This window comes from Arthrobacter sp. NyZ413, assembly GCF_049390645.1.
Taxonomy (GTDB): domain Bacteria; phylum Actinomycetota; class Actinomycetes; order Actinomycetales; family Micrococcaceae; genus Arthrobacter.
Genome location: NZ_CP155434.1, coordinates 289,686 through 309,628, shown reverse-complemented (window position 1 = coordinate 309,628; position 19,943 = coordinate 289,686). Strand labels below are relative to the sequence as shown.

Genomic DNA, 19,943 nt, shown 5'->3' with positions numbered 1-19,943 from the left:
AGCAAAGGAGCACAACCATGGCATGGACCCGCGACGAAATGGCCGCCATCGCGGCCCGCGAACTCAACGACGGCGACTACGTCAACCTTGGCATCGGCATCCCCACGCTCGTTGCCAATAACCTGCCCGACGGCGTGCGGGTAGTCCTGCAGAGCGAGAATGGCCTGCTGGGCATGGGCCCGTTCCCCTATGAAGGCGAGGAAGACGCAGACCTTATCAACGCAGGCAAGCAAACCGTCACAGTATTGCCCGGCGGCAGCATTTTCGACTCGGCAACGTCCTTCGGCATGATCCGCGGCGGCCATGTGAAGGTCGCGATCCTCGGCGCCATGCAGGTATCCGGAAGCGGTGACCTCGCAAATTGGACCATTCCGGGAAAGATGGTCAAGGGCATGGGCGGGGCAATGGACCTGGTGGCGGGGACTCCGCGCGTCGTGGTCCTGACGGAACACAATGCCAAGGACGGGACGGCGAAGATCGTCACCGAATGCACCCTGCCCCTGACGGGCCAACGAGTGGTGGATCGCATTATCAGCGACCTCGCGGTCTTCGACCTCCTGCCGGCAAAGAACGACGACGGCGGGCGGCGCCTCGTCCTGACCCGCCTTGCGCCGGGGGTCACCGTGGAGGAGATCCGGGCCAAGACTGAAGCGGCATTCGACGTGCAACTCGGGCAAGACGACGAAGGAGAAGCAGCATGAGCCTGAAGGAACGCTTCGGCAAGGACGTCCTCCTCACGGGTTGGGGGCACAGCAAGTTCGGGAAGCTCAGCGACGAAACGCTGGAATCGCTCATCGTCCAGGTGTCCACGGAGGCCATGAGGAACTCGGGCCTTGAGCCGGGAGACATCGACGAAATCTACCTCGGGCAATTCAACTCGGGAATGATGCCCTTGGGTTTCACGTCCTCGCTCGCCCTGCAGGTATCCGAGCAATTGGCCAACGTCCCGGCGACACGCACCGAGAACGCCTGCGCCTCGGGTTCGGCCGCGTTCCAGCAGGGCGTGAAATCCGTACTGGCCGGCACCGCGCGCAACGTCTTGGTGATCGGCGCCGAAAAGATGACAGACGCTGGCGCCGACGTCGTGGGGGCAGCCCTGCTCGGCGCCTCCTATGAAATGGCGGGGAAGCCGTCCACCACGGGCTTCACGGGACTCTTCGCCGAAGTAGCCAAGCACTACGACAAGCGGTACGCAGGTGGCATTGCTCAAGCCGGCCAAAGCTACGCGAGCCTCGGCGACGTCCTCGGTTCCATCGCCGCCAAAAATCACCACAACGGCATGGACAACCCGTACGCACAAATGCACCGGGATTTTGGCGAAGAGTTTTGCCGTACGGTTTCCGAGAAGAATCCGGTCGTCGCCGAGCCGCTCCGCCGCACCGATTGCTCCCCCGTGTCCGACGGCGCCGCCGCCGTCGTGCTTTCCCTGGGACCGTCGTCGGGCGCTGCTACTGAACCCGTGCGGTTGGCGGGATTCGGGCACGCGAACGACTTTTTCCCGGCGGATCGCCGCGACCCCACGGAGTTCGCTGCCACCCGCGCTTCGTGGGAGCGGGCGTTCGCGATGGCCGGCGTCGGGATCGACGAACTGGATTTCGCCGAAGTCCACGACTGCTTCACCATTGCCGAGTTGATCATGTACGAGGCCATGGGACTCGCGCCGCGCGGCGAAGGGGCCCGCGCTGTACGGGAAGGCAGGGTCTACAAGGACGGCAGGCTGCCCATCAATGTATCCGGCGGGCTCAAGGCCAAAGGACACCCTGTGGGCGCGACGGGCGTCTCGCAGCACGTCATCGCCGCGATGCAGCTCACGGGAACGGCGGGCGCTATGCAGCTGCCGCGCGCCCGCCGCGGTGCCGTGCAGAACATGGGCGGCGTGGGTATCGCGAATTACGTGAGCATTTTGGAGGCGGTGTAGCCAGCTTCTTGTTCGAGGGGGCGGCCCCTCGAATTTCTTACTTCGCGGCGAGCACCGCTGCTCCGGCGGCCGCGCACGCTTCGTCGAGAGCACCGTCCGGGGCACCCCCGACGCCGATCCCGGCCACTGATGCACCGTTCACCTTCAACGGCACGCCGCCCGCGAGGAAGAGGGTGCCGGGCAGGTCGTCGATCGACGGTCCGTTGCCGTTGATCCGCTTGGCGAGTTCACTCGTGGGGGCGCCGAAGGCTGCAGCCGTATAAGCCTTCTGCTTCGCGGCTTCGATGGTGTGCTCGGCGGCGTTGTCGCCTCGGAGTAGGGCCTGGACGGTTCCGAAACGGTCGACGACGGCCACCGTCACAAACGGAAGCTTGTCCGCCTGGCACTTGGCCAAGGCGGCATTCACGGCTTGGCTCGATGCGCCCACGGTAATGCGGTTCTGGGGCACGACGTTCTCGGCGGTCGGATTGACGTCGACGGCGGCAGCTGCCTTTGCGACGACAGGCGCGGCACTCGGGGCGGATGGCGTGGTGGCATTCGCGACGGCGGTTGCTCCGCCCGTCAGGAGCAATGCTCCGGCGGCAGCGGCGGCGAGGATCTTGTTGGACTTCTTCATGGCGGTCCTCCGGGAGGTCGGCAGCAGGTACATTTCAATGCTCCCGACCCGGCCCAACGGGCACATCGGGCACCCGGCTCTCCCCGGCTCATCCTTTCCGCTCCGGGCATCAGCCAAAAGGCGGAGAGACCCGCAGGACGAACGCGCCTAGCATTGGAAGAATGCCGGCCCGCTCGAACCATTCCGTTTCCCACCCGATGAGGGAACGGATCGGCACGGCCGTGCACCTCAGCTTCGCGGTCCTCATGGTGGCATCGGGCGTGCGCTACGTCCTGCGGCACAGCCCTGCCGACAACGTCTGGACGATCGCCTTGGCTGCCGCCGTGTGCGTTCTTTACGCCGTGGTGGCCATACTCGCCAAACGGCGCCAGCCGTGGCTGTGGTGGATGATCGCCCTCGTTCTTTCGTGGGCCGTCCTGGTGATCGCCGCGCCGAGTTTCGCATGGTGTTCCTTCGCCTTGTTCTTCTTGTCACGCGTCGCCTTCAGCGGCTGGATCGCGTACCTGGCGGGCGGTGTGACGGCGCTCGCCACCGCCGTCGGGCTGTTCCGCCTCAGCGGGGACACCGACGTCGCCATGCTGCTGGGGCCGATCGCCGCCGGCGTCTTGCTTACGATGGTCTACGACAGGATCGAGCACGACGCTGCGCTCCAACGGCAACTGCACGCCGAAGTCTCGCAAGCGCAGCAACGCTTGGCCGCGAGCGAGCGCGAAGCCGGGATCGCGGCCGAACGCGAGCGTGTTTCCCGCGAAATCCACGACACCGTCACGCAAGGGCTCGCGAGCAGCCTGCTCCTGCTCGAGGCGGCGCAACGCTCGTGGCCCGAATCAGGCGCGAAGACGGAGATACAGAAGGCCGGCACCCTGCTGCGCCAGAACCTCGCGGACACCCGGAGCCTGGTCCACGAACTCTCGGCCGCCGGCCTCGAAGGCGGACCGCTGCCCGAAGCCCTGGAACAGGCAGCCCTGCAATACCTCGATTCGGTCCGGTTCCACGTCACCGGCGTGCCCCGGCCCGTCCCGGCAGACGTCCGGCATGCGTTAATGCGCGTCACCCAGAGCGCCGCGGCGAACATCAAGCGCCACGCCCATGCCGGACACGCCAGCGTGACCCTTGGCTTCCTTCCCGGTGGCGTCACCTTGGACGTGTTCGACGACGGCCGCGGCTTCGATCCCGCAGCGATACCTCCGCCGTCGAAACAGGGAGGGTACGGCCTGCGCGCCATGAGGCAACGAGTTGAACAACTGGGTGGTGTGTTTTCGGTGGAGAGCTCCCCGGGCGAAGGAACCGTTGTTGCCGCACAGCTGCCCGTGCCTCCGGAGGAAAACCCATGAAGCCCATCTCGGTCCTCCTCGTTGACGACCACCTGGTAGTCCGGAGCGGACTCAAGGCGCTCCTGGGCACCCAACCGGACATCGCCGTCGTCGCCGAAGCCGCTTCCGGCGAGGAAGCGCTCCTCGCGGCCCAACAGCACCCGGCCGACGTCGTCATGATGGACCTCGCAATGGGCGACGGGATGGATGGAATCGAGGCGATCAAGCGCCTGCGCCAAGCCAATAAGCGGCAGGCGGTACTGGTTTTCACCACGTACGATTCCGACGCCGACATCGTCAGGGCCGTGGATGCCGGCGCCATGGGATACGTGCTCAAGGACGCCGCACCCGAAGAGATCTTCGCGGCGGTCCGAGGCGCGGCGCAAGGCAAGAGCGTCATGAGCGCTCCGGTGGCGAGCAAGGTTTTCCAACAGTTGCGCAACCCGGACGATGTCCTCACGCCGCGGGAAGCCGAACTCCTCAGCCTCCTCATCCAAGGCCTCAGCAACCGCGAACTTGGCAAGCGGTTGTTCATCTCCGAGGCCACGGTCAAAACCCATCTGGCGCATATCTACGCCAAGCTCGGCGTCGAAACCCGGGCCGCCGCGATCGCCGTCGCAATCCGGCGCGAAGGGATGCGCTAGCTGTTCCCGCAGCCCCTTCACCAGCTACCCGGCCGGGTCTAAACTGACGCTATGTCCGACCTCGCAGGGCGCAAGTTGTTCAAGCATTCCGGAACGGCACTTCTGTTCCGGGGAGTTTTGGCCATTTTCCTTGGCCTTCTGATTGCGTCCCTACCGGTCGCAACGGTCTTCGCACTCGTCTATGTTTTCGGTGTTTGGGCCATCACCGACGGCCTGACCAACATCGCCCATTACTTTTATGACCCCGCGCGGCATTCGCGCTGGAGCATGATCGGCGGCATCATCTCGGTGGCCACCGGACTCGTGGCCGTCGCTTGGCCGGGCATCACCGCAGCGGCATTCGGCGTACTCATCGGAGTCTGGGCTTTGGTCCTCGGCGTTTCGCAATTCATCCTCGCAATGGACGCGCGTGCCAACATCAGGGGATGGTGGCTCTGGGTGGCCACAGCACTCGTCACGATCCTCTTCGGGCTCTTCGTGCTGATTAATCCCGCCGGCGGATTCCTGAGCGTCGTCGCCTTGCTGGCCACGTATTCCGTGGTCGCCGGGGTGCTGTTGATCGCCTCCGGCGTCAAGCTCCGCAGGCGTGCCGCGAGGCCCATGCTGCTGGCCGGGTAGCCTCCGGAGCAATCCGCCACAGGGGATGCGTTCGCTCCCAAGTTCGGTAAGTTAGTGGCTGTGAAGATTGCTACCTGGAATGTGAACTCGCTCCGCGCCCGCGCCGACCGCGTGGAGGCTTGGCTGCAGCGCAGCGACTGCGACGTCCTCGCCATGCAGGAAACCAAGTGCAAGGACGACAACTTCCCGTGGGAGCTCTTCGAACGCATGGGCTACGAAGTTGCCCACTTCGGCTTGAGCCAATGGAACGGTGTGGCGATCGCTTCCCGCGTAGGGCTCGACGACGTCGAGCGCACCTTTGTGGACCAGCCCGCTTTCGGAAAGTCCGGCAAGGATCCGCACCAGGAAGCCCGTGCCATCGGTGCGACGTGCGGCGGCGTGCGCGTCTGGAGCCTGTACGTTCCCAACGGGCGCGCCTTGGACGACGAGCACATGCCGTACAAGCTCAAATGGCTGGACACCTTGAAGGGCCACGCCGCGGACTGGGTGGCCGAAAATCCCGAAGCCCAAGTGGCGCTCATGGGCGACTGGAACATCGCGCCGTTTGATGACGACGTCTGGGACATCGACTTCTTCCGGGCCAACGCGATGACCCACGTCAGCGAACCCGAGCGGGAAGCCTTCCACGCGTTCGAGGCGGCAGGCTTCAAAGACGTCGCACGCGAATACACTCCGGGCCCCGGCGTTTACACCTACTGGGACTACACTCAATTGCGCTTCCCCAAGAAGGAAGGCATGCGCATCGACTTCGTCCTGGGCTCGCCAGCGCTGGCCGCCCGCGTCACGGGCGCCTCGATCGACCGCGAGGAGCGCAAGGGCAAGGGTGCCTCGGACCATGCTCCCGTGATCGTGGAGCTCGCGGACTGAGGAAGCTGACAAACACGGAGGAGGCGGCCCTGCGATGAACGGAAAGATCTACGGGAGTCAAGCGGGGCTGCCGTTCTCTTCAGCCCTGCGCGTCTACGAACCGATCGAAGCCTTTCCCGAGGAGCAGCGCCAACAGCTCGTCGCGAACGGCAATCGCGGAGGTTCCCGGGCCGCCGTCGAGAACGCCGAGCTGCTCGCCTCCCTCGGCCGCGTGACCCGGGAAGGCGGAGACCCTTTTCCCACGGGCAGCACCGACCTGGTGCGGATAACGCGCCTTCCCTCTGCCGACCGGAACGATCCCGACGGCGGGCGGCTGCTTTATTGCCCCAGCCAACTTGTCATCCGGGCCGGACTCGCGGCGAACGCGCTCATGGAAGGCATCCATGGGCCGCTCGCCGAGCTGCTCATCCCGGTGGACCAGCGGGACCGGCATCAAGCCCGGATCGACCGCATCAACGCGAGCCATGACGCGAAGCGGGTGCACACGAGGGCCTCGACCTGGGGCATCCCGTTCAGCTGGTTCTCGCTCTTCCAGGAGTCGGACAACAAGGACGTGGTGGAGTCCGGTGGCCGTATCCTCACGGTGCGGGTCTGGGCTTCCCTCACCGATGCCTTGGACCGGGCACGCTTCGCCGTGGCCAATCTTGCCCTCGCCGCCCCCGACCTCGACATGCTGGACGACCTGACCCAGCTCACCGAATGGCTCGAGTTGTTTCACGTGCAATCGATGGTCGAGCTTGACTACGGCGCAGTGGCGGACAAGGTGTACCCGGACGAATCGCCCATGGACGTCCGGCTTGGCATCGAATGCCTGGCCGAAGGGGACATGACCGGGGCTGCCGCGGCGTACCGCAGGCTGGCTTCCCGCTGGATCCCGATCAGGCAGTTGGCGCGGGCTTCCTAGTTGTTTGGTTCTTGCTTGCCGGCTGGTTTTTACTTGGCTCTTGGTTTTTGCTTGGCGCTTGGTTTTTGCTTGGCGCTTGGTTTTGGCCAGCTCGGTGGGCCGCGGCTGGCGGGGCGGCGCGGGGCGGCGCCGTCGTTTCGCGGATGATCAGCCGGTGGGGCGCCTTCATGGACCTGACTGCTCCCGCCGCGCCGCCCAATTCGTCGAGCAGCATGCGGGTACCGAGCTGGCCCTGTTCAACCGGGTCCTGGGCTACCGTGGTCAGGCCCATGGCTTCGGCGAATTCGTGGTTGTCGATGCCGATGATGGACAGTTCCTCCGGAACCCGGACGCCACGGCGACGTGCCTGCAGCATCGCGCCCATGGCCATTTCGTCGGAAGCGCAGAAAAGTGCGGTTGGCTTGGGTCCGGGTTTGTCCCACAGCTCGTCAAAGGCTTGCTGCCCGCTGCCGACCGTGAAGTTTCCGAAGATGTCCCACTCCGGCGGCATCGAGAAGCCCGCGCTGGTCATGGCATCAGTGAATCCGTCCACACGGAGCCGGGGCACCGTGAAGTTCAAGTCTGAATCGTCCTGCCCGTGGAGGAGGGCGATCTCCCGGTGGCCCAGATTCAGCAAATGCATGGTGGCTTCCACGGAGGCCGCATAGTCGTCGATGCCGATGCTGGGGCAATCCTCCACTGGCCCTCCAACGATCACCAAGGGGATGTCGATCCTTTGGAGGTCGGCGATTTCCTCGGATGTCAAGGACATGCAAAGGACCAGGAGGGCATCGATCTGCTTATAGACCATGGTCTTGCTGAACAGCCGTTCCCGCGCGCCGCGCTGGCCGCCCAGATTAAAGAGGGAGAGGTTGTAGCCGCGGGCATGGAGTTCCCGGTCCACTCCCTCGATGGCCTTGAAGAAGAACCAGCGATCGACGTACGGTGCCAGGACGCCGATGGTCCTGGTGCGCCCCGTCGCGAGTCCCGACGCAGACGACGACGCGACGTAGCCGAGCTCTCCCGCAACCCGCAGGATCTTTTCGCGGGTTGCGGGAGACACTCGGGGAAGTCCCCGGACAGCCCGTGATACCGTGGCCGTGGAAACACCCGCGGCCTTTGCGACGTCCTCAATGCTGGCGCCCGCGTGGCCGCCACGCTGGGATCGTTCGCTTGTCTTAGCCACTCAAAGCCCCCTCAATGATTCAGTTCGGAAGCCGAGGGTTCCTTCCCAGACGGCAGACAACCAGAGTATTCCGGCTGATCTCCCTTAACCGATTCCGTAAAACATTGTTTCGACTGGCGCTCAGCTGAGGCGTCGCCCGGTCCTGGGCGGCAGCTTGCTGCGCATCCGGATCAGGCCCCAGATAGCCAGCACGACAGCCAGCAGGCCCCCTGCCCAGCCCAAGGCGGGCTGGGCCGTGAGTTCCGCACCGATCGTGACCACCAGCAGGACCAAGCCCCAGAAACCCAGGAGGCCGATGACGATGTCCAGGTCTTCGGCTGACCGTACCCTTCGTAGCTCGGGATGGTTCGGGTCCTTGCCGTGGACATCCATCATTTGACTGCGCCCGCGGTCAGGCCCGCCACGATCTTGCGCTGGAAGACCAGCACAAGGATCACAAGCGGAATGGTGACGATGGTGCCGGCCGCCATAACGGCGGTGTACGGTTCCTGGTGCGGCTGCGAGCCTGCGAAGTACGCGATCGCAACCGTAACCGGACGGGTCGCGTCCGAGGACAGCTGGCTCGCGATAAGGAACTCGTTCCACGCGCCGATGAAAGCGAGGATCGCCGTCGTGAACGTCGCGGGAGCGGCGAGCGGGAGGATGATCTTCCGGAACGCCTGGCCTTGCGTGCAACCGTCGATACGGGCCGATTCCTCAAGCTCCCACGGCATTTCGCGGAAGAACGAGGTCAGCGTGTAGACGGTGAGCGGGAGGGTGAAGGAGATATCCGGGACGATCATCGCCTGGTACGTGCCCATCCAGCCAATGTTCGTGAACAGCTGGAACAACGGGGTAACAAGGGCAACGCCCGGGAACATCGACGCTCCGAGGATGAAACCCATCACCGCGAACTTGAAGCGGAAGTTCAAGCGGGCCAAGGCATAGGCCGCGAACACGCCGACCACGAGGGCCACGATCGTGGTGCTTCCTGCCACGATGAGGCTGTTGAGCAGGTTCCGGCCGAAGTGGTTGCCGAGGCTTTCATCGAACACCGTAGCGAAGTTGTCCCACGTGACGTGGGTGGGCCAGAAGGTGGCATCGAAGGTGAAAGCGGTGTCGCGGAAAGCCGTCACCATCATCCAGTATGCGGGGATGAGGCACCAGATGAGGATGACGACGGCGGAGACATACGTGCGGAGCTGTCCCCAATCGAAGCGCTTGGGGCGCGAAGGAACAGATGCGGTACGTGGGAGAGTGGCGGTGGCGGCCATGTCACTTCCTTCCCGAGGTGGTAGCCGCACCTACGGCGTTGGCGCCAAGGAAGCGGACGAAGATGAACGCGACCAGGAAGATCACGAGGAACGTGATGGTCGATATGGCCGCCGCGCTATTGAATCCCTCGCGGATCTGGTCGACAACCAGGATCGAGAGGGTCGTGGTGTTGTTGGCGCCCTGGGTCATGATGTACGGCAAGTCGAACATGCGGAGCGCATCCAGGGTACGGAAGAGGATGGCGACCATGAGGGCCGGCTTGACGAGGGGCAACGTGATCTGGGTGAAGCGCTGCCATGCGCTCGCGCCGTCCACCTTCGCTGCTTCGTAGACTTCGTCCGGGATGAGCTGGAGGCCGGCGAGGATCAGGAGCGCCATGAACGGCGTCGTCTTCCAGACGTCCGAAATGACGACCGCCCATTTCGCGGGCCATTCGGAACCTGTCCAGAGGATTTGCGTCCCGAAAATCTTGTTGGCTATGCCGTCGAAAGCGAAGATGAAGAACCAGAGCTTGGCCGTGACGGCGGTCGGGATGGCCCAAGGCACCAGGACGGCGGCACGGACCGCGCTACGGCCGCGGAACGAACGCGCCATGATGACCGCCATCCAGAATCCCAGGACGGTTTCGAGGGCAACGGTCACTACCGTGAAGAAGAACGTGGTGCCCATCGCGCTCCAGAACTGGGAGCCGAGGGTTCCTGGCGGGCAGGATTGTCCGTTGCACTGCTGGAACAGCCAGTGGACGTAGTTGTCGAATCCGGCGGGTCCGCCCTGTTCGAAGAACCCGGTCGCGGGGTTGAGTCCCGCGTCCTTCTGGAAGGACATGATGATGGCGTTGACCACCGGGTAGATGATGACAACGGCCAGGAGGACGAGCGTCGGAATCAGGAGGACGGAGGCCCAGCGGCCTTGCGTCACCTGCTTGCGGTCGGCGCTCTCGCGTCCTGGCATGTGATGGGACCCAGCCGGTGCCCCGGCTTTGGTGCGCTCCGGGAGTTTCGTAGACATGGAGTGTCTCCTGTTCAGGGGGCCGATGGTCCGGACGCCGGCTCGGACGTCCGGACCATCGGCTCACAACTTTGCTACTTGGCAGCTTCGATGGCCGATTGCATGTCGGCCACTGCCTGGTCGACCGTCTTCTCCCCCTTGAGGGCGGCGTATGCGTTGTCCTGTACTGCCTTCGTCACGGCCGGGTAGAACGGCGTGACCGGGCGCGGTACCGCGTTCTGGATCGACGTCAGCAGCGTCGGCAGGTACGGGAGCTTGGCCGTCAGGTCGGGGTCGGTGTACAGGCTGCTCAGGACCGGTGCCAGCGAACCCTGGGTGGCGTAGAACTTCTCGGTTTCCTCACTCGTCATGAACTTCATGAAGTCCAGGGCCGTGGCCTTGTTCTTGGAGTAGACGTTCATTGCCACGTTGTGGCCGCCGAGGGACGATGCACCGGGACCGGACTTGCCCGGAAGCGGGGCGATGCCGAACTTGTCCGCAACCTTGGACGAGCCGTCCGTCTTGCTCGCGATGCTGTAAACGTACGGCCAGTTGCGCAGGAACAGGAGCTTGCCGTCCTGGAAGGCCGTGCGGCTGTCTTCTTCCTTGTAGGTGATGGCTTCGGCCGGGATGTTGCCGTTCTTGAAGGCGTCCACGAGCTTGCTGAGGCCGTCCTTCGCTTCGGTCGAATTGACCGAGGCCTTGCCGGAATCGTCGACAATCTTGCCGCCGAAGCTATTGATGGCCTCGGAGGCGTTGACGGTCAGGCCTTCATACTTCTGGAACTGGCCGGCGTAGCAGCCCATGTTGTTCTGCTTCGCGATGGAGCACATGCTCATCATTTCGTCCCATGTCTTCGGCGGGTTGGGGACGAGGTCCTTACGGTAGTAGAGCAGGCCGCCGTCGGAAGTCTGCGGTGCCGCGTAAAGCGTGCCGCCGTACGTTGCCGTCTTGACGGTTGCGGGAAGCATGGCCGAAGTGTCGAAGGCTGTCTTGTCCTTCAGCGGCTGCAGCCAGCCCTTCGCGGCGAATTCGGCGGTCCACACGACGTCTACGTCCACGACGTCATAGTTCGGGTCTTTCGCCTGGAAGTGCTGCACGAGGTCGTCGTGCTGCTGGTCGGCCGAATCCGACTGTTCCTTGAACGTGACCTTCTGGTCCGGGTGTGCTGCGTTCCATTTGTCGATGAGTGGACGGACGACGTTCGAGTTGTCCTTGCCTTGCACGTAAGTGATCGGACCGCGGCCGTCGAGGTTGGCCGCGGCGTCGCCGCCGCCCGAAGACGTGCTGCCGCCTCCTCCGCCGCCACAGGCGGTCAAGGAGATTGCGAGAACGCCTGCGATAGCGGTCGGTAAAAGGTACTTGCGTGTGTTCATAGCTGGGAACTCCTCAGTGAGTGAACCAGGATTTTCCGCGGTGCGGTTGATGTGGTGAGCCTCACACTAGTAAGGTTCCCGGTAGTTATGCAAGCGTTTACACAAAAAATGTCGCCGAGAGGATTCCAGTGCCGCATTCCCCGATCCCAACCCCCGGTTCGAGCATCTCCGCGTGGTGGGCGAGCGCCGTCGTCTACCAGATTTATCCGCGCTCCTTGGCCGACGGCAACGGGGACGGAATGGGCGACCTCGCCGGAATCACCGCGAAATTGCCTTACCTCCAAAGCCTGGGCGTCGACGCCGTGTGGCTCTCCCCTTTCTACAAATCGCCCCAAGCGGACGCGGGCTACGACGTCGCGGACTATCGCGCGGTCGACTCGCGTTTCGGCACCCTGGATGACTTCGACGCCATGCTGGAGAAAGCCCACAACCTGGGCATCAAGGTGATCGTGGATCTCGTGCCGAACCACACTTCGGACGAGCACGCCTGGTTCCAGGAAGCCCTCGCTGCCGCCCCGGGCTCGCCCGAACGCGAGCGCTACATGTTCCGTCCGGGCAAGGATTCCGTTCCCGGTTCCGGAGACGGGGACCTGGCCCCGAACAACTGGAAGTCCATCTTCGGCGGTCCCGCCTGGACCCGCTTGAAGAACGACGACGGCACTCCCGGTGAGTGGTACCTGCACCTTTTCGACACGAAGCAGCCGGACCTCAATTGGGAAAACCCGGAGGTCCACGACGAAATGAATTCCGTGCTGCGGTTCTGGCTGGATCGCGGAGTGGACGGATTCCGGGTGGACGTTGCCCACGGATTGGTCAAGGAAGCCGGACTTCCGGACTGGGAGGGCGCCGCGGCGATGGTCGAGGGCGGTTCAGCAGCCCCGGGCATCCACAGCGAGGACGTGGAGCCGCACACGGCGCACCCCCACGTGGCGACTGCCGGGGAAGCCGGTTCGGTCGCGGCAGTGGGCGGTTCGGTCTCGGCACCTGCCGGGAGCACCGCCGTCGAACACCAGGTCAAACCGCCGCTGGATCCGCCGTCGCCCTATTTCGACCAGGACGGCGTCCACGAGATCTACCGCGAATGGCACAAGGTCCTCGCCGAATACGACGGCGACCGCATGCTGGTTGCCGAAGCTTGGGTGGAGCCGGCCGAGCGGCTCGCGCGGTATGTCCGGAAGGACGAAATGCAGCAGGCCTTCAACTTCGATTTCCTCCTGGCCGGCTGGGACGCCGAACGCATGTCCGAGGCGATCGCGCTCTCGCTGGATGCCGCAGGTTCCGTAGGAGCACCGTCGACGTGGGTCCTGAGCAACCACGACACAGTCCGCCACCCAAGCCGCTTCGGCCTGGAAAACCCCACTACGTTCCCCAAGGGCATCGCGGCACAAGACGAACAGCCCGACGCCGGCCTCGGCCTCGCGCGGGCACGCGCGGCATCGATGGTGTCCTTCGCGTTGCCCGGCTCGGCCTACCTGTACCAAGGCGAGGAATTGGGCCTTCCTGAGCACACGTCCCTGCCCGACTCAGTGCGGCAGGACCCCAGCTTCTTCCGCACAGGGGGCGTGGAACGCGGCCGGGATGGTTGCCGGGTGCCTTTGCCGTGGAGCTCCGCCGAGCCAGGGTTCGGGTTCTCGCTCGTGGCTCCAGCTGGCGCAGCACCGGCCGATCCTTGGCTGCCGCAGCCCGGTGGCTTCGGTGAGTTGGCCGCGGACCGCCAGGCCGGCGTCGAAGGTTCCACGCTGGAGCTGTACCGCTCTATTCTTGAGTTCCGCAGGGCCAGGAAACTGGGTTCCGGTACCTTCACGTGGGCCGAAGAGCATGATCCTGCCAATGGCGTCCTGGCATTCCACAACCGCGATGTCCTGGCCGTTGTGAACATGGGCTCCACTGCGCTGCCTGTGCCGGACGGCTTCCGCGTGGAGCTTTCCAGCAGTGGCGGCGGGGGCGGTTCGAACGCGCGGGATGGCATTGCGCCGAACAGCGCGGCGTACCTCGTTTCGCTGTAGCCCGTTGCACGCCCCTTGCGGGCATTCCGCGGCTCAGCGGACGCGCTCGGCCTTGCTGAACCTTGCGCGCGCGCCCACTCCGATGTGGATCAAGACAGGGGTTTTCCGGCCCACCACCATATCCAGGGCTTCGACGAGCCTGGAAATGTCGTCTGCCAATGCGTGCGGTGCGACGCCTTGGCGGGGTTGGACCCTGATTTTGAGACCCGGAATTCCCCGGACGTCGAAAGTGGCCACGGTGATTCCGGCAAGGTCGGTCCGTTCCGCGAGGGCGGCTTTGAGTGCCTGCTCCGCGAAACTTCCGCCGATGCTGACGTTGCCGGGAGTCCGGGCGTCGTCGTATTCGGAGACGAGGAGGTTGGCCCTGCCTTTCCCCTGCTGCGCCACCCATGCCACCATCAGCACGATCAGGACAATCATGATCGCCGCCGCAGCAACCCACAACCAGCTCTCCTCGCGCCCCGGGATGCGGGTCTGTTCCGAAAGGAACTTCGCGTGATCCCACACCCCTGTTGACCAGTCGCGCCACCAACTGCCCACCGCGGGAACCGTCGCGAGCAGGACCAAGAGGATGCCGGTCACCAGCAACGCCAGCCCGAGAATGCCGATCAGGATGCGGTTGAGTACGTGCGGGGTGCCGTTCATGCGCCAATCACCCCCGAGGTTGCCACGTTGACACGCACTGATGGCATGGGGGAAGGCGACATGGTCCGGAGTTCGTCTTCGACGGCCGCGAGGATGCGCTCCTCGTGCAGGGGTACACCGGAGGTCGGCCGGACGTTGACCACGACGTACCGCTTCGACACCACCACCATGACCTGTTCCTGGGTGACGTTGGCCGCCGTCCTTGCCGACCTTGCGAGGGCGGAGGCTATGACCTCGTCATCCACCACCACACCGGCCCTAGGATCCTCCAGGAGGTGCCGGGACCGTCTTCCGGGCAGGATGGCGTTCAGGAAGAAAATCAATCCCACCATGGCCACGACGGCGCCCAACGAACCCAGCAGCAACGGGGAAATCCCGGCGGGCAAGGCGGTGAGCCGCTCCCCTGCGGTCTGGGGGTCGATGAGCCACGGAGGCTGGCCGAGGGCACGCAGCGCGGATTCGAAAAGCGCGTAGACGCAGGCGGCGATCACCAGGACCGCGGCGACCCCGGCCATCCCGGCACGCGAAGAACGCGATTCCCGCCGAAGCATCCGTTGGAGTCCGACGTCGATCCTGTCCCCTCCCGACGCCGGCCCCGGCAGCCCCGGCACTTGGGTGTCGTTTGGGTGCGAATCGGCGAAGTCCGGTCCGGGGATGCGCGGATCCGTGGTTGGCTGCTGTGGGATCTTTCGTGCCGGGTTTCCGTGGGGCGGGTTTCCGTGGGGCGGGTTTCTCTGCACATGGCTCATTGGACGCGGGCTCCTTCTGTGATGCGAGCGCCACTGATCCGGATGTCCACCCGGCTAAGGGTGGAGCCACTGAGCTCCATCACACGCTCCAGGATGGTGGTCTTCGCCTTCACTGCCCGTTCCCACACTGATCCGCCGAACGTTCCAAGCCTCAAGGGATCCATCAGGACATCAACGAGGGAAGGCACGCCAATCGGTGCGGCGATCGAGAGTGCCAGGAGGCCGTCGTCGTCCGACCATTCGGCACGGACATCCTGCGGCGAGACACCGAGCGATTCCGCGGCGGCGGCCTGCGCCAAGGCGGTGAGTGCCTGGGTGCTGATCCGGTTGTGGCCGGCCATCGTGGTGGCGGGCTGCACCGCCTCAGCCGCGGACATCATGACGATGAGCGCCGGCCGGTCAATGCGTCCAGCACGCTGCGAAGATCAAGTTTTCCGTCCGCGGCCCGGCCCAGGAGCGCACCAATGCCCATGAACACAAGGGCAATCACGAAACCCCACAGCCCGAACTGGAACGCCATGAACGCCACGAAGGCGCCGATCCCGATTCCGACGACAGTCATGTTCACTGGAGTGGCTCCCTTTCCGCTAAGGCACCCTTTGTTCCGGCTTTGACGAGCGGGGCAACATAGACATCGTTGATCTCGACGTTGACCTCAATGACTTCCAATCCCACGAGAGACTCGACCGCCCTGTAAACCGCGGCCCGCACCTGATTGGCGACATCGTGGAGCGGATATCCGTAAACGGCCACGAGGTTGACGTCCACGGCCACCTGGGTTTCGCCCACTTCGGCACGGACCCCGGCTGCATGGTCCTGGCTGCCGACGGCGTCACGGATGGCCCCTAGGGCGCGGGAAGGGGCTGAACCGAGGGAATAGACGCCGGGAACTGCCCTCGCCGCAATGCCTGCAACCTTGGCGACGGCGGAATCTGAAATGATGGTGCGTCCGCTCCCGGGCAGCGCTTGGTGTTCCTCGGAAACCGGAACCCCCATGGCCTCCGGGTCAGGCGCGGCGAAGCTTTCCTGTTGTTCCATGTGGCCCTCCCCTTCTGTTGATTACCACCCTAGCGCTTGCCCCTGACAAGGCGGAGACAAAGGGGAATACAAAGAGGACGGAGCCCGTCGTGCCCGAACAAATTTCCCGAAATTCCGGGTTTTGGTTTAAATGAAGAAAAGCGCCGGTTCCGAAGAACTGACGCTTCCCAGTGGTGGCTCCGACCGGCGTCGATCCGGTGACCTTTCGATTTTCAGTCGAACGCTCTACCAACTGAGCTACAGAGCCTTAGGTGACATTGTCACCATGATTGCCGGAATTTCTTCCGACAATCAAAGCGACCCTGACGGGACTTGAACCCGCGACCTCCGCCGTGACAGGGCGGCGCGCTAACCAACTGCGCTACAGGGCCTCGCTGTGTAGTATCACTACTACGTCCGCAGTATCTCTACCGTGGTTTTTCAAGGCTTCCAGCCTACCAGACTTTTCCGACTGGTTTGACCACTTCCTTGCGTACCCCCAACGGGATTCGAACCCGTGCCGCCGCCGTGAAAGGGCGGTGTCCTAGGCCGCTAGACGATGGGGGCCTGGAACAATCCGAATTTGCGACAGGCAACAACACATTACGGCTTCCCGTGTGCTTTTCGCATCTCGCTCGTCCGAACTGGACTCTAAAACTTTAGAGCATAGGTGGGGATATTCCAAAATCGGCGCACGAGCTGCCGAATAACCGCTCACCGATGTTGGCAGGTTCTTGCTGAAAGACGTCCGAATTCCGCCAGTCCGGAGCAGTCACGCCGGGCTAGATTGGCAGCATGGCCACAAGCACTCCACTCAATCCGGCGACCACCAGCTCCCGGACCATCAACAAGCTCGGCGTTGCCGCCGTCGTCGTCACCGTTGCCCTTTGGGCGTCTGCCTTCGTGGGCATCCGCGCCGTGGGACCCAGCTTCTCCCCCGGTTCCTTGACGCTCGGGCGGTTGGCGGTTGCCGCCGTCGCGCTCGGCATTGTGGCCCTGCCCAAGCTGCGCACCTGGCCGAAAGGCCGCGAATGGTGGCCCATCCTCGCGTACGGCGTCATGTGGTTCGGCGGCTACAACGTGGCTCTCAACGCGGCTGAACACTTGCTCGACGCCGGCACCAGCGCCATGCTGATCAACGTTTCACCCATTCTGATCGCCGTCCTGGCCGGATTCATCCTGAAGGAAGGCTTTCCGCGCTGGCTGATCATCGGCAGCCTCGTGGCGTTCGGCGGGGTCGTGCTGATTGCGCTCGGCTCCGGCCAGCGTTCGACGGCGGACGTCGCCGGGGTGCTGCTGTGCCTCCTGGCCGCCGTGCTCGCCGCGGTGAGCGTGATCGTCCAGAAGCCCGTACTGCGCAAGTTCCCGGCGGCGCAAGCGACCTGGTTCGGCATCATGGTGGGCGCAGTGTGCTGCTTGCCGTGGGCCGGCCAGCTTGTGGCCGAGGTGCAGGCGGCTCCCCTTCCGGCCACGCTCGGGCTGGTTTACCTGGGCGTCTTTCCCACGGCGATCGCGTTCACCACATGGGCCTACGCCCTTTCCCTGATTGAAGCGGGAAAGCTCGCCGCCACGACCTACCTCGTCCCGGGCACCACGATCCTGATCTCCTGGGCATTGCTCAACGAGGTCCCCGGCGTGTGGGGCCTCGTTGGTGGAATCGTCTGCCTGGTGGGCGTCGGACTCACCAGGCGCAGGTCCCGCTAGCCGCCTCGCCGGAAGCCTGCCGCGCGGGCACAGCCGCTACCGCGCCATTCCGGCGAGGAGCTCGCGGTGCGTGGGCGGGTTGGCCCCGCGGCGCCCCACCGTAATGGCGGCAGCCATCGACGCGGTCTGTCCGATGCGCTCCAGCACGGTGGGCGCCAACCCTTCGCTTCCACGCAGCAATAGTCCGAGGATCAAAGCCGACATGTAGGAATCGCCGGCACCGATAGTGTCCGCCACCACGGAAGTCACCGCGGGAACGATCAGCTGGGTGTGCGGCGTCGCCATTAGGGAGCCCTCGGCGCCGCGAGTCACCACGGCCAGTCCCGCGCCGAGGCCCAGGATGTGTTGGGCGGTCTCCTCGAGGGACTTGCGCGGGTAAAGCCAAAAGGCGTCGTCGTCGCTGAGCTTCACGACGCCGGCCAGCGGCACCAGCTCTTCGAAAATACGCAAGGCCTCACCGTGGCTGCCGAGGAGGTCCGCGCGGATGTTGGGATCGTAGGTGACCATGCACCCGCCTTGCGCTTGTTCCAAAAGGTTCCGCACCGAGCTGGCGCCGGGTTCGAGGAAGGTTGCGATCGAGCCCGTATGCAGGATCTTCGGCGCGTAAGGCAGGGTGGCGCGGCCCAAGGACCATTCGATGTCAAAGGAGTACTCGGCCGAACCGTCGGCCGCGATTTCCGCCGTCGCGGTGGCCGTCTTGGTGAGCGACTGCGAACCGGGCAGCACCACGACGCCGGCGCTAGCCAAGTGCGCGGCGATGGACTCGCCGCGCGCGTCCCGGCCGACGGCCGTGAGCAGCCCGGCCTTCACGTCAAGGCGGCCCAGGCCGTACGCGACATTGGCAGGCGATCCACCCGGGTATTCGGTCTCGCCTTGCGGCGTGTGGACGATGTCGATGAGGGCTTCGCCTACCACGACGACGTCGAGCGGCTCGGGCGAGGGGGACGCGAAGTGGTTCATGGGGTTCCTGTTCCTTGGTGGGAGGGTTCCCGTGGCGGAGCCACGGACTGGCGTTCAACGAGCGGGCATTCAAAGTATTCGGCGCGGCCGTTGCGCTCCGCACCGGCCAACAGCAGCTCGACCGCGCGCCGGCCCATCCCGACGAAGGGCAGTTCGAGCGTAGTCAGGCCGGGCCGCAGATGTGGCGCTAGGGTTTCCTGGTTATCGAAACCCACAACGGACACGTCCCCCGGGACGGATAAACCGAGCTGGGCCAGGGCCTGGTAGGCGCCCCAGGCGGTGCGGTCGTTCGCACAGAAAACGGCTGTGGGCGGCTGCTTGCCCGTCATGAGCGCGAGGGCATTGTCGAAGCCGCCCGATTCATGACCGTCGCCGATCCTGTGGAGGCCGGGATCCGGATCGATGCCCGCTTCCGCGAGGGCGCGCCGGTATCCGCCATAGCGCCCGACGGCGGCCGGCAGCTCCCCGTCCGGGGCGCCAAGGTTGATCATCGCGATCCGGCGATGGCCGGCGTCGATGAGCCTTTTCGTGGCGGCGTAGCCTCCTGCTTCTTCCTGCGGGGCGATGCTGGGAAAGCGTCCCGCGCGGTCGCGCGAATTGAGCACGACGGCGGGTACCTCGGACAGGACGTCGGGCACGTCGAGGACCCGGTGGTACATCGCGGCGTAGACCACTCCGGCCACCTTGTAGGACAGCATGGCCTCCAACGATGCGGCTTCGAGGGCCTTGTCTCCGCCCGTATTCACCGTCAGCAGGAGCAAACCCGATTCCCATGCTTTGGCCTGGGCACCTTCAATGATCTTGCCGGCAAAAGGGGATGTGGCCACGAAGTCGCCGACGAAGCCGATCATTCCCGCCACGCCATCGCGCAACACTTTGGCATGGGCATTGGTCCTGTAGCCCAACCGGTTGGCCGCGGCGTGGACGCGCTGCCGGGTCTCCTCCGAGAATCGCGTTCCAGCGGCATCGTTGAGCACCAGCGATACTGTGGCCTGGGAAACACCGGCAGCGGCAGCGACGTCGTTCATCGTCGTGCCGGATCTGCTGCCGTGGCGGCTCATCGATTCCCTGTCTGTTTTGGCTTAACTTGCAGCTTGGTTATACGAATTACCAGCCCGGAAAACTGTAGCTGCAGCCACATCCAGCGTCAATGATGAAGCCGCGCGTTACAGTCGGAACATGCCCATCAATTTGCCTCCC

22 protein-coding genes and 3 tRNA genes are annotated in these 19,943 nt (G+C 64.6%); 9 read left to right on the top strand and 16 right to left on the bottom strand.

The window, feature by feature from the left end:
* Positions 1–17 precede the first annotated feature (17 nt).
* Together ABCW42_RS01500 and ABCW42_RS01495 are read left to right on the top strand one after the other, a co-directional pair.
* On the top strand, positions 18–701 hold the full coding sequence (locus tag ABCW42_RS01500) for a CoA transferase subunit B (protein WP_423183209.1): 684 nt from the start codon (positions 18–20) through the stop codon (positions 699–701).
* Positions 698–1,918: an acetyl-CoA acetyltransferase gene (locus ABCW42_RS01495; protein ID WP_423183208.1), complete on the top strand. Its 1,221-nt coding sequence runs from the start codon at positions 698–700 to the stop codon at positions 1,916–1,918. The genes ABCW42_RS01500 and ABCW42_RS01495 overlap by 4 nt, the downstream gene beginning before the upstream one ends.
* Positions 1,919–1,955: 37 nt before the next feature.
* Here the strand turns inward: ABCW42_RS01495 and ABCW42_RS01490 are convergent, their stop codons facing one another.
* Entirely contained in the window at positions 1,956–2,534 is a 579-nt protein-coding gene (locus ABCW42_RS01490) for a GlcG/HbpS family heme-binding protein (protein WP_423183207.1), read from the bottom strand.
* A gap of 161 nt (positions 2,535–2,695) precedes the next feature.
* Between ABCW42_RS01490 and ABCW42_RS01485 the strand changes: the two genes are divergently transcribed.
* The 5 genes from ABCW42_RS01485 to ABCW42_RS01465 are packed head-to-tail and all read left to right on the top strand — an operon-like array spanning position 2,696 to position 6,880.
* Positions 2,696–3,868 carry an ATP-binding protein gene (locus ABCW42_RS01485; protein ID WP_423183206.1) on the top strand — a complete coding sequence of 391 codons (1,173 nt, stop codon included), beginning with the start codon at positions 2,696–2,698 and terminating at the stop codon, positions 3,866–3,868.
* On the top strand, positions 3,865–4,491 hold the full coding sequence (locus ABCW42_RS01480; RefSeq protein ID WP_423183205.1) for a response regulator: 627 nt from the start codon (positions 3,865–3,867) through the stop codon (positions 4,489–4,491). The genes ABCW42_RS01485 and ABCW42_RS01480 overlap by 4 nt, the downstream gene beginning before the upstream one ends.
* A gap of 51 nt (positions 4,492–4,542) precedes the next feature.
* Positions 4,543–5,109, top strand: coding sequence for an HdeD family acid-resistance protein (locus ABCW42_RS01475; protein WP_423183204.1), 567 nt, complete (start codon positions 4,543–4,545; stop codon positions 5,107–5,109).
* A 60-nt stretch (positions 5,110–5,169) separates the two neighbouring features.
* On the top strand, positions 5,170–5,976 hold the full coding sequence (locus tag ABCW42_RS01470) for an exodeoxyribonuclease III (protein ID WP_423183203.1): 807 nt from the start codon (positions 5,170–5,172) through the stop codon (positions 5,974–5,976).
* 34 nt (positions 5,977–6,010) lie between these two features.
* A complete protein-coding gene (locus tag ABCW42_RS01465; RefSeq protein ID WP_423183202.1) occupies positions 6,011–6,880 on the top strand; it encodes a hypothetical protein in 870 nt (289 codons plus the stop codon).
* On the opposite strand, the gene ABCW42_RS01460 is transcribed toward ABCW42_RS01465, so the two are convergent.
* From ABCW42_RS01460 to ABCW42_RS01440, 5 genes are all read right to left on the bottom strand, one after another.
* Positions 6,855–8,045: a LacI family DNA-binding transcriptional regulator gene (locus tag ABCW42_RS01460; protein ID WP_423183201.1), complete on the bottom strand. Its 1,191-nt coding sequence runs from the start codon at positions 8,043–8,045 to the stop codon at positions 6,855–6,857. The genes ABCW42_RS01465 and ABCW42_RS01460 overlap by 26 nt on opposite strands.
* A gap of 120 nt (positions 8,046–8,165) precedes the next feature.
* Complete coding sequence (locus ABCW42_RS01455) at positions 8,166–8,420, bottom strand: hypothetical protein (RefSeq protein ID WP_423183200.1); 255 nt, start codon at positions 8,418–8,420, stop codon at positions 8,166–8,168.
* On the bottom strand, positions 8,417–9,298 hold the full coding sequence (locus tag ABCW42_RS01450; RefSeq protein WP_423183199.1) for a carbohydrate ABC transporter permease: 882 nt from the start codon (positions 9,296–9,298) through the stop codon (positions 8,417–8,419). Before ABCW42_RS01450 ends, ABCW42_RS01455 begins: the two co-directional genes overlap by 4 nt.
* Before the next feature lies 1 nt (position 9,299).
* Positions 9,300–10,307, bottom strand: coding sequence for a carbohydrate ABC transporter permease (locus ABCW42_RS01445; RefSeq protein ID WP_423183198.1), 1,008 nt, complete (start codon positions 10,305–10,307; stop codon positions 9,300–9,302).
* A 74-nt stretch (positions 10,308–10,381) separates the two neighbouring features.
* Complete coding sequence (locus tag ABCW42_RS01440) at positions 10,382–11,662, bottom strand: ABC transporter substrate-binding protein (protein ID WP_423183197.1); 1,281 nt, start codon at positions 11,660–11,662, stop codon at positions 10,382–10,384.
* 128 nt (positions 11,663–11,790) lie between these two features.
* Here ABCW42_RS01440 and ABCW42_RS01435 point away from each other — a divergent pair, with 128 nt between their 5' ends.
* Positions 11,791–13,668: a glycoside hydrolase family 13 protein gene (locus ABCW42_RS01435; protein ID WP_423183196.1), complete on the top strand. Its 1,878-nt coding sequence runs from the start codon at positions 11,791–11,793 to the stop codon at positions 13,666–13,668.
* A gap of 33 nt (positions 13,669–13,701) precedes the next feature.
* Here the strand turns inward: ABCW42_RS01435 and ABCW42_RS01430 are convergent, their stop codons facing one another.
* The 8 genes from ABCW42_RS01430 to ABCW42_RS01395 form a co-directional block, all read right to left on the bottom strand.
* On the bottom strand, positions 13,702–14,313 hold the full coding sequence (locus ABCW42_RS01430) for a hypothetical protein (RefSeq protein ID WP_423183195.1): 612 nt from the start codon (positions 14,311–14,313) through the stop codon (positions 13,702–13,704).
* Positions 14,310–15,062, bottom strand: a complete 753-nt coding sequence (locus tag ABCW42_RS01425; protein WP_423183194.1) for a DUF6286 domain-containing protein — start codon at positions 15,060–15,062, stop codon at positions 14,310–14,312. The genes ABCW42_RS01430 and ABCW42_RS01425 overlap by 4 nt, the downstream gene beginning before the upstream one ends.
* Positions 15,059–15,439: a hypothetical protein gene (locus tag ABCW42_RS01420; protein WP_423184769.1), complete on the bottom strand. Its 381-nt coding sequence runs from the start codon at positions 15,437–15,439 to the stop codon at positions 15,059–15,061. The genes ABCW42_RS01425 and ABCW42_RS01420 overlap by 4 nt, the downstream gene beginning before the upstream one ends.
* Positions 15,439–15,630, bottom strand: coding sequence for a DUF2273 domain-containing protein (locus ABCW42_RS01415; RefSeq protein ID WP_423183193.1), 192 nt, complete (start codon positions 15,628–15,630; stop codon positions 15,439–15,441). The genes ABCW42_RS01420 and ABCW42_RS01415 overlap by 1 nt, the downstream gene beginning before the upstream one ends.
* Positions 15,627–16,100, bottom strand: a complete 474-nt coding sequence (locus tag ABCW42_RS01410) for an Asp23/Gls24 family envelope stress response protein (RefSeq protein ID WP_423183192.1) — start codon at positions 16,098–16,100, stop codon at positions 15,627–15,629. Before ABCW42_RS01410 ends, ABCW42_RS01415 begins: the two co-directional genes overlap by 4 nt.
* 171 nt (positions 16,101–16,271) lie before the next feature.
* Positions 16,272–16,347: transfer RNA gene (locus tag ABCW42_RS01405), tRNA-Phe, on the bottom strand.
* A gap of 50 nt (positions 16,348–16,397) precedes the next feature.
* Positions 16,398–16,471: transfer RNA gene (locus ABCW42_RS01400), tRNA-Asp, on the bottom strand.
* A gap of 102 nt (positions 16,472–16,573) precedes the next feature.
* A tRNA-Glu gene (locus tag ABCW42_RS01395) sits at positions 16,574–16,646 on the bottom strand.
* A 228-nt stretch (positions 16,647–16,874) separates the two neighbouring features.
* Between ABCW42_RS01395 and ABCW42_RS01390 the strand changes: the two genes are divergently transcribed.
* On the top strand, positions 16,875–17,783 hold the full coding sequence (locus tag ABCW42_RS01390; RefSeq protein WP_423183191.1) for a DMT family transporter: 909 nt from the start codon (positions 16,875–16,877) through the stop codon (positions 17,781–17,783).
* A 36-nt stretch (positions 17,784–17,819) separates the two neighbouring features.
* On the opposite strand, the gene ABCW42_RS01385 is transcribed toward ABCW42_RS01390, so the two are convergent.
* The gene (locus ABCW42_RS01385; protein ID WP_423183190.1) at positions 17,820–18,743 is read right to left on the bottom strand and encodes a carbohydrate kinase family protein; all 924 of its coding nucleotides are present in this window, start codon (positions 18,741–18,743) and stop codon (positions 17,820–17,822) included.
* Complete coding sequence (locus tag ABCW42_RS01380) at positions 18,740–19,804, bottom strand: LacI family DNA-binding transcriptional regulator (protein ID WP_423183189.1); 1,065 nt, start codon at positions 19,802–19,804, stop codon at positions 18,740–18,742. Before ABCW42_RS01380 ends, ABCW42_RS01385 begins: the two co-directional genes overlap by 4 nt.
* Positions 19,805–19,943 lie beyond the last annotated feature (139 nt).

Coding starts and splice junctions, on each gene's coding strand:
- ABCW42_RS01380 (WP_423183189.1), bottom strand. CDS start 19,804: ATGAGCCGCCACGGCAGCAGATCCGGCACGACGATGAACGACGTCGCT.
- ABCW42_RS01490 (WP_423183207.1), bottom strand. CDS start 2,534: ATGAAGAAGTCCAACAAGATCCTCGCCGCCGCTGCCGCCGGAGCATTG.
- ABCW42_RS01485 (WP_423183206.1), top strand. CDS start 2,696: ATGCCGGCCCGCTCGAACCATTCCGTTTCCCACCCGATGAGGGAACGG.
- ABCW42_RS01420 (WP_423184769.1), bottom strand. CDS start 15,439: ATGTCCGCGGCTGAGGCGGTGCAGCCCGCCACCACGATGGCCGGCCAC.
- ABCW42_RS01390 (WP_423183191.1), top strand. CDS start 16,875: ATGGCCACAAGCACTCCACTCAATCCGGCGACCACCAGCTCCCGGACC.
- ABCW42_RS01410 (WP_423183192.1), bottom strand. CDS start 16,100: ATGGAACAACAGGAAAGCTTCGCCGCGCCTGACCCGGAGGCCATGGGG.
- ABCW42_RS01500 (WP_423183209.1), top strand. CDS start 18: ATGGCATGGACCCGCGACGAAATGGCCGCCATCGCGGCCCGCGAACTC.
- ABCW42_RS01445 (WP_423183198.1), bottom strand. CDS start 10,307: ATGTCTACGAAACTCCCGGAGCGCACCAAAGCCGGGGCACCGGCTGGG.
- ABCW42_RS01430 (WP_423183195.1), bottom strand. CDS start 14,313: ATGAACGGCACCCCGCACGTACTCAACCGCATCCTGATCGGCATTCTC.
- ABCW42_RS01425 (WP_423183194.1), bottom strand. CDS start 15,062: ATGAGCCATGTGCAGAGAAACCCGCCCCACGGAAACCCGCCCCACGGA.
- ABCW42_RS01465 (WP_423183202.1), top strand. CDS start 6,011: ATGAACGGAAAGATCTACGGGAGTCAAGCGGGGCTGCCGTTCTCTTCA.
- ABCW42_RS01480 (WP_423183205.1), top strand. CDS start 3,865: ATGAAGCCCATCTCGGTCCTCCTCGTTGACGACCACCTGGTAGTCCGG.
- ABCW42_RS01385 (WP_423183190.1), bottom strand. CDS start 18,743: ATGAACCACTTCGCGTCCCCCTCGCCCGAGCCGCTCGACGTCGTCGTG.
- ABCW42_RS01450 (WP_423183199.1), bottom strand. CDS start 9,298: ATGGCCGCCACCGCCACTCTCCCACGTACCGCATCTGTTCCTTCGCGC.
- ABCW42_RS01475 (WP_423183204.1), top strand. CDS start 4,543: ATGTCCGACCTCGCAGGGCGCAAGTTGTTCAAGCATTCCGGAACGGCA.
- ABCW42_RS01455 (WP_423183200.1), bottom strand. CDS start 8,420: ATGATGGATGTCCACGGCAAGGACCCGAACCATCCCGAGCTACGAAGG.
- ABCW42_RS01495 (WP_423183208.1), top strand. CDS start 698: ATGAGCCTGAAGGAACGCTTCGGCAAGGACGTCCTCCTCACGGGTTGG.
- ABCW42_RS01440 (WP_423183197.1), bottom strand. CDS start 11,662: ATGAACACACGCAAGTACCTTTTACCGACCGCTATCGCAGGCGTTCTC.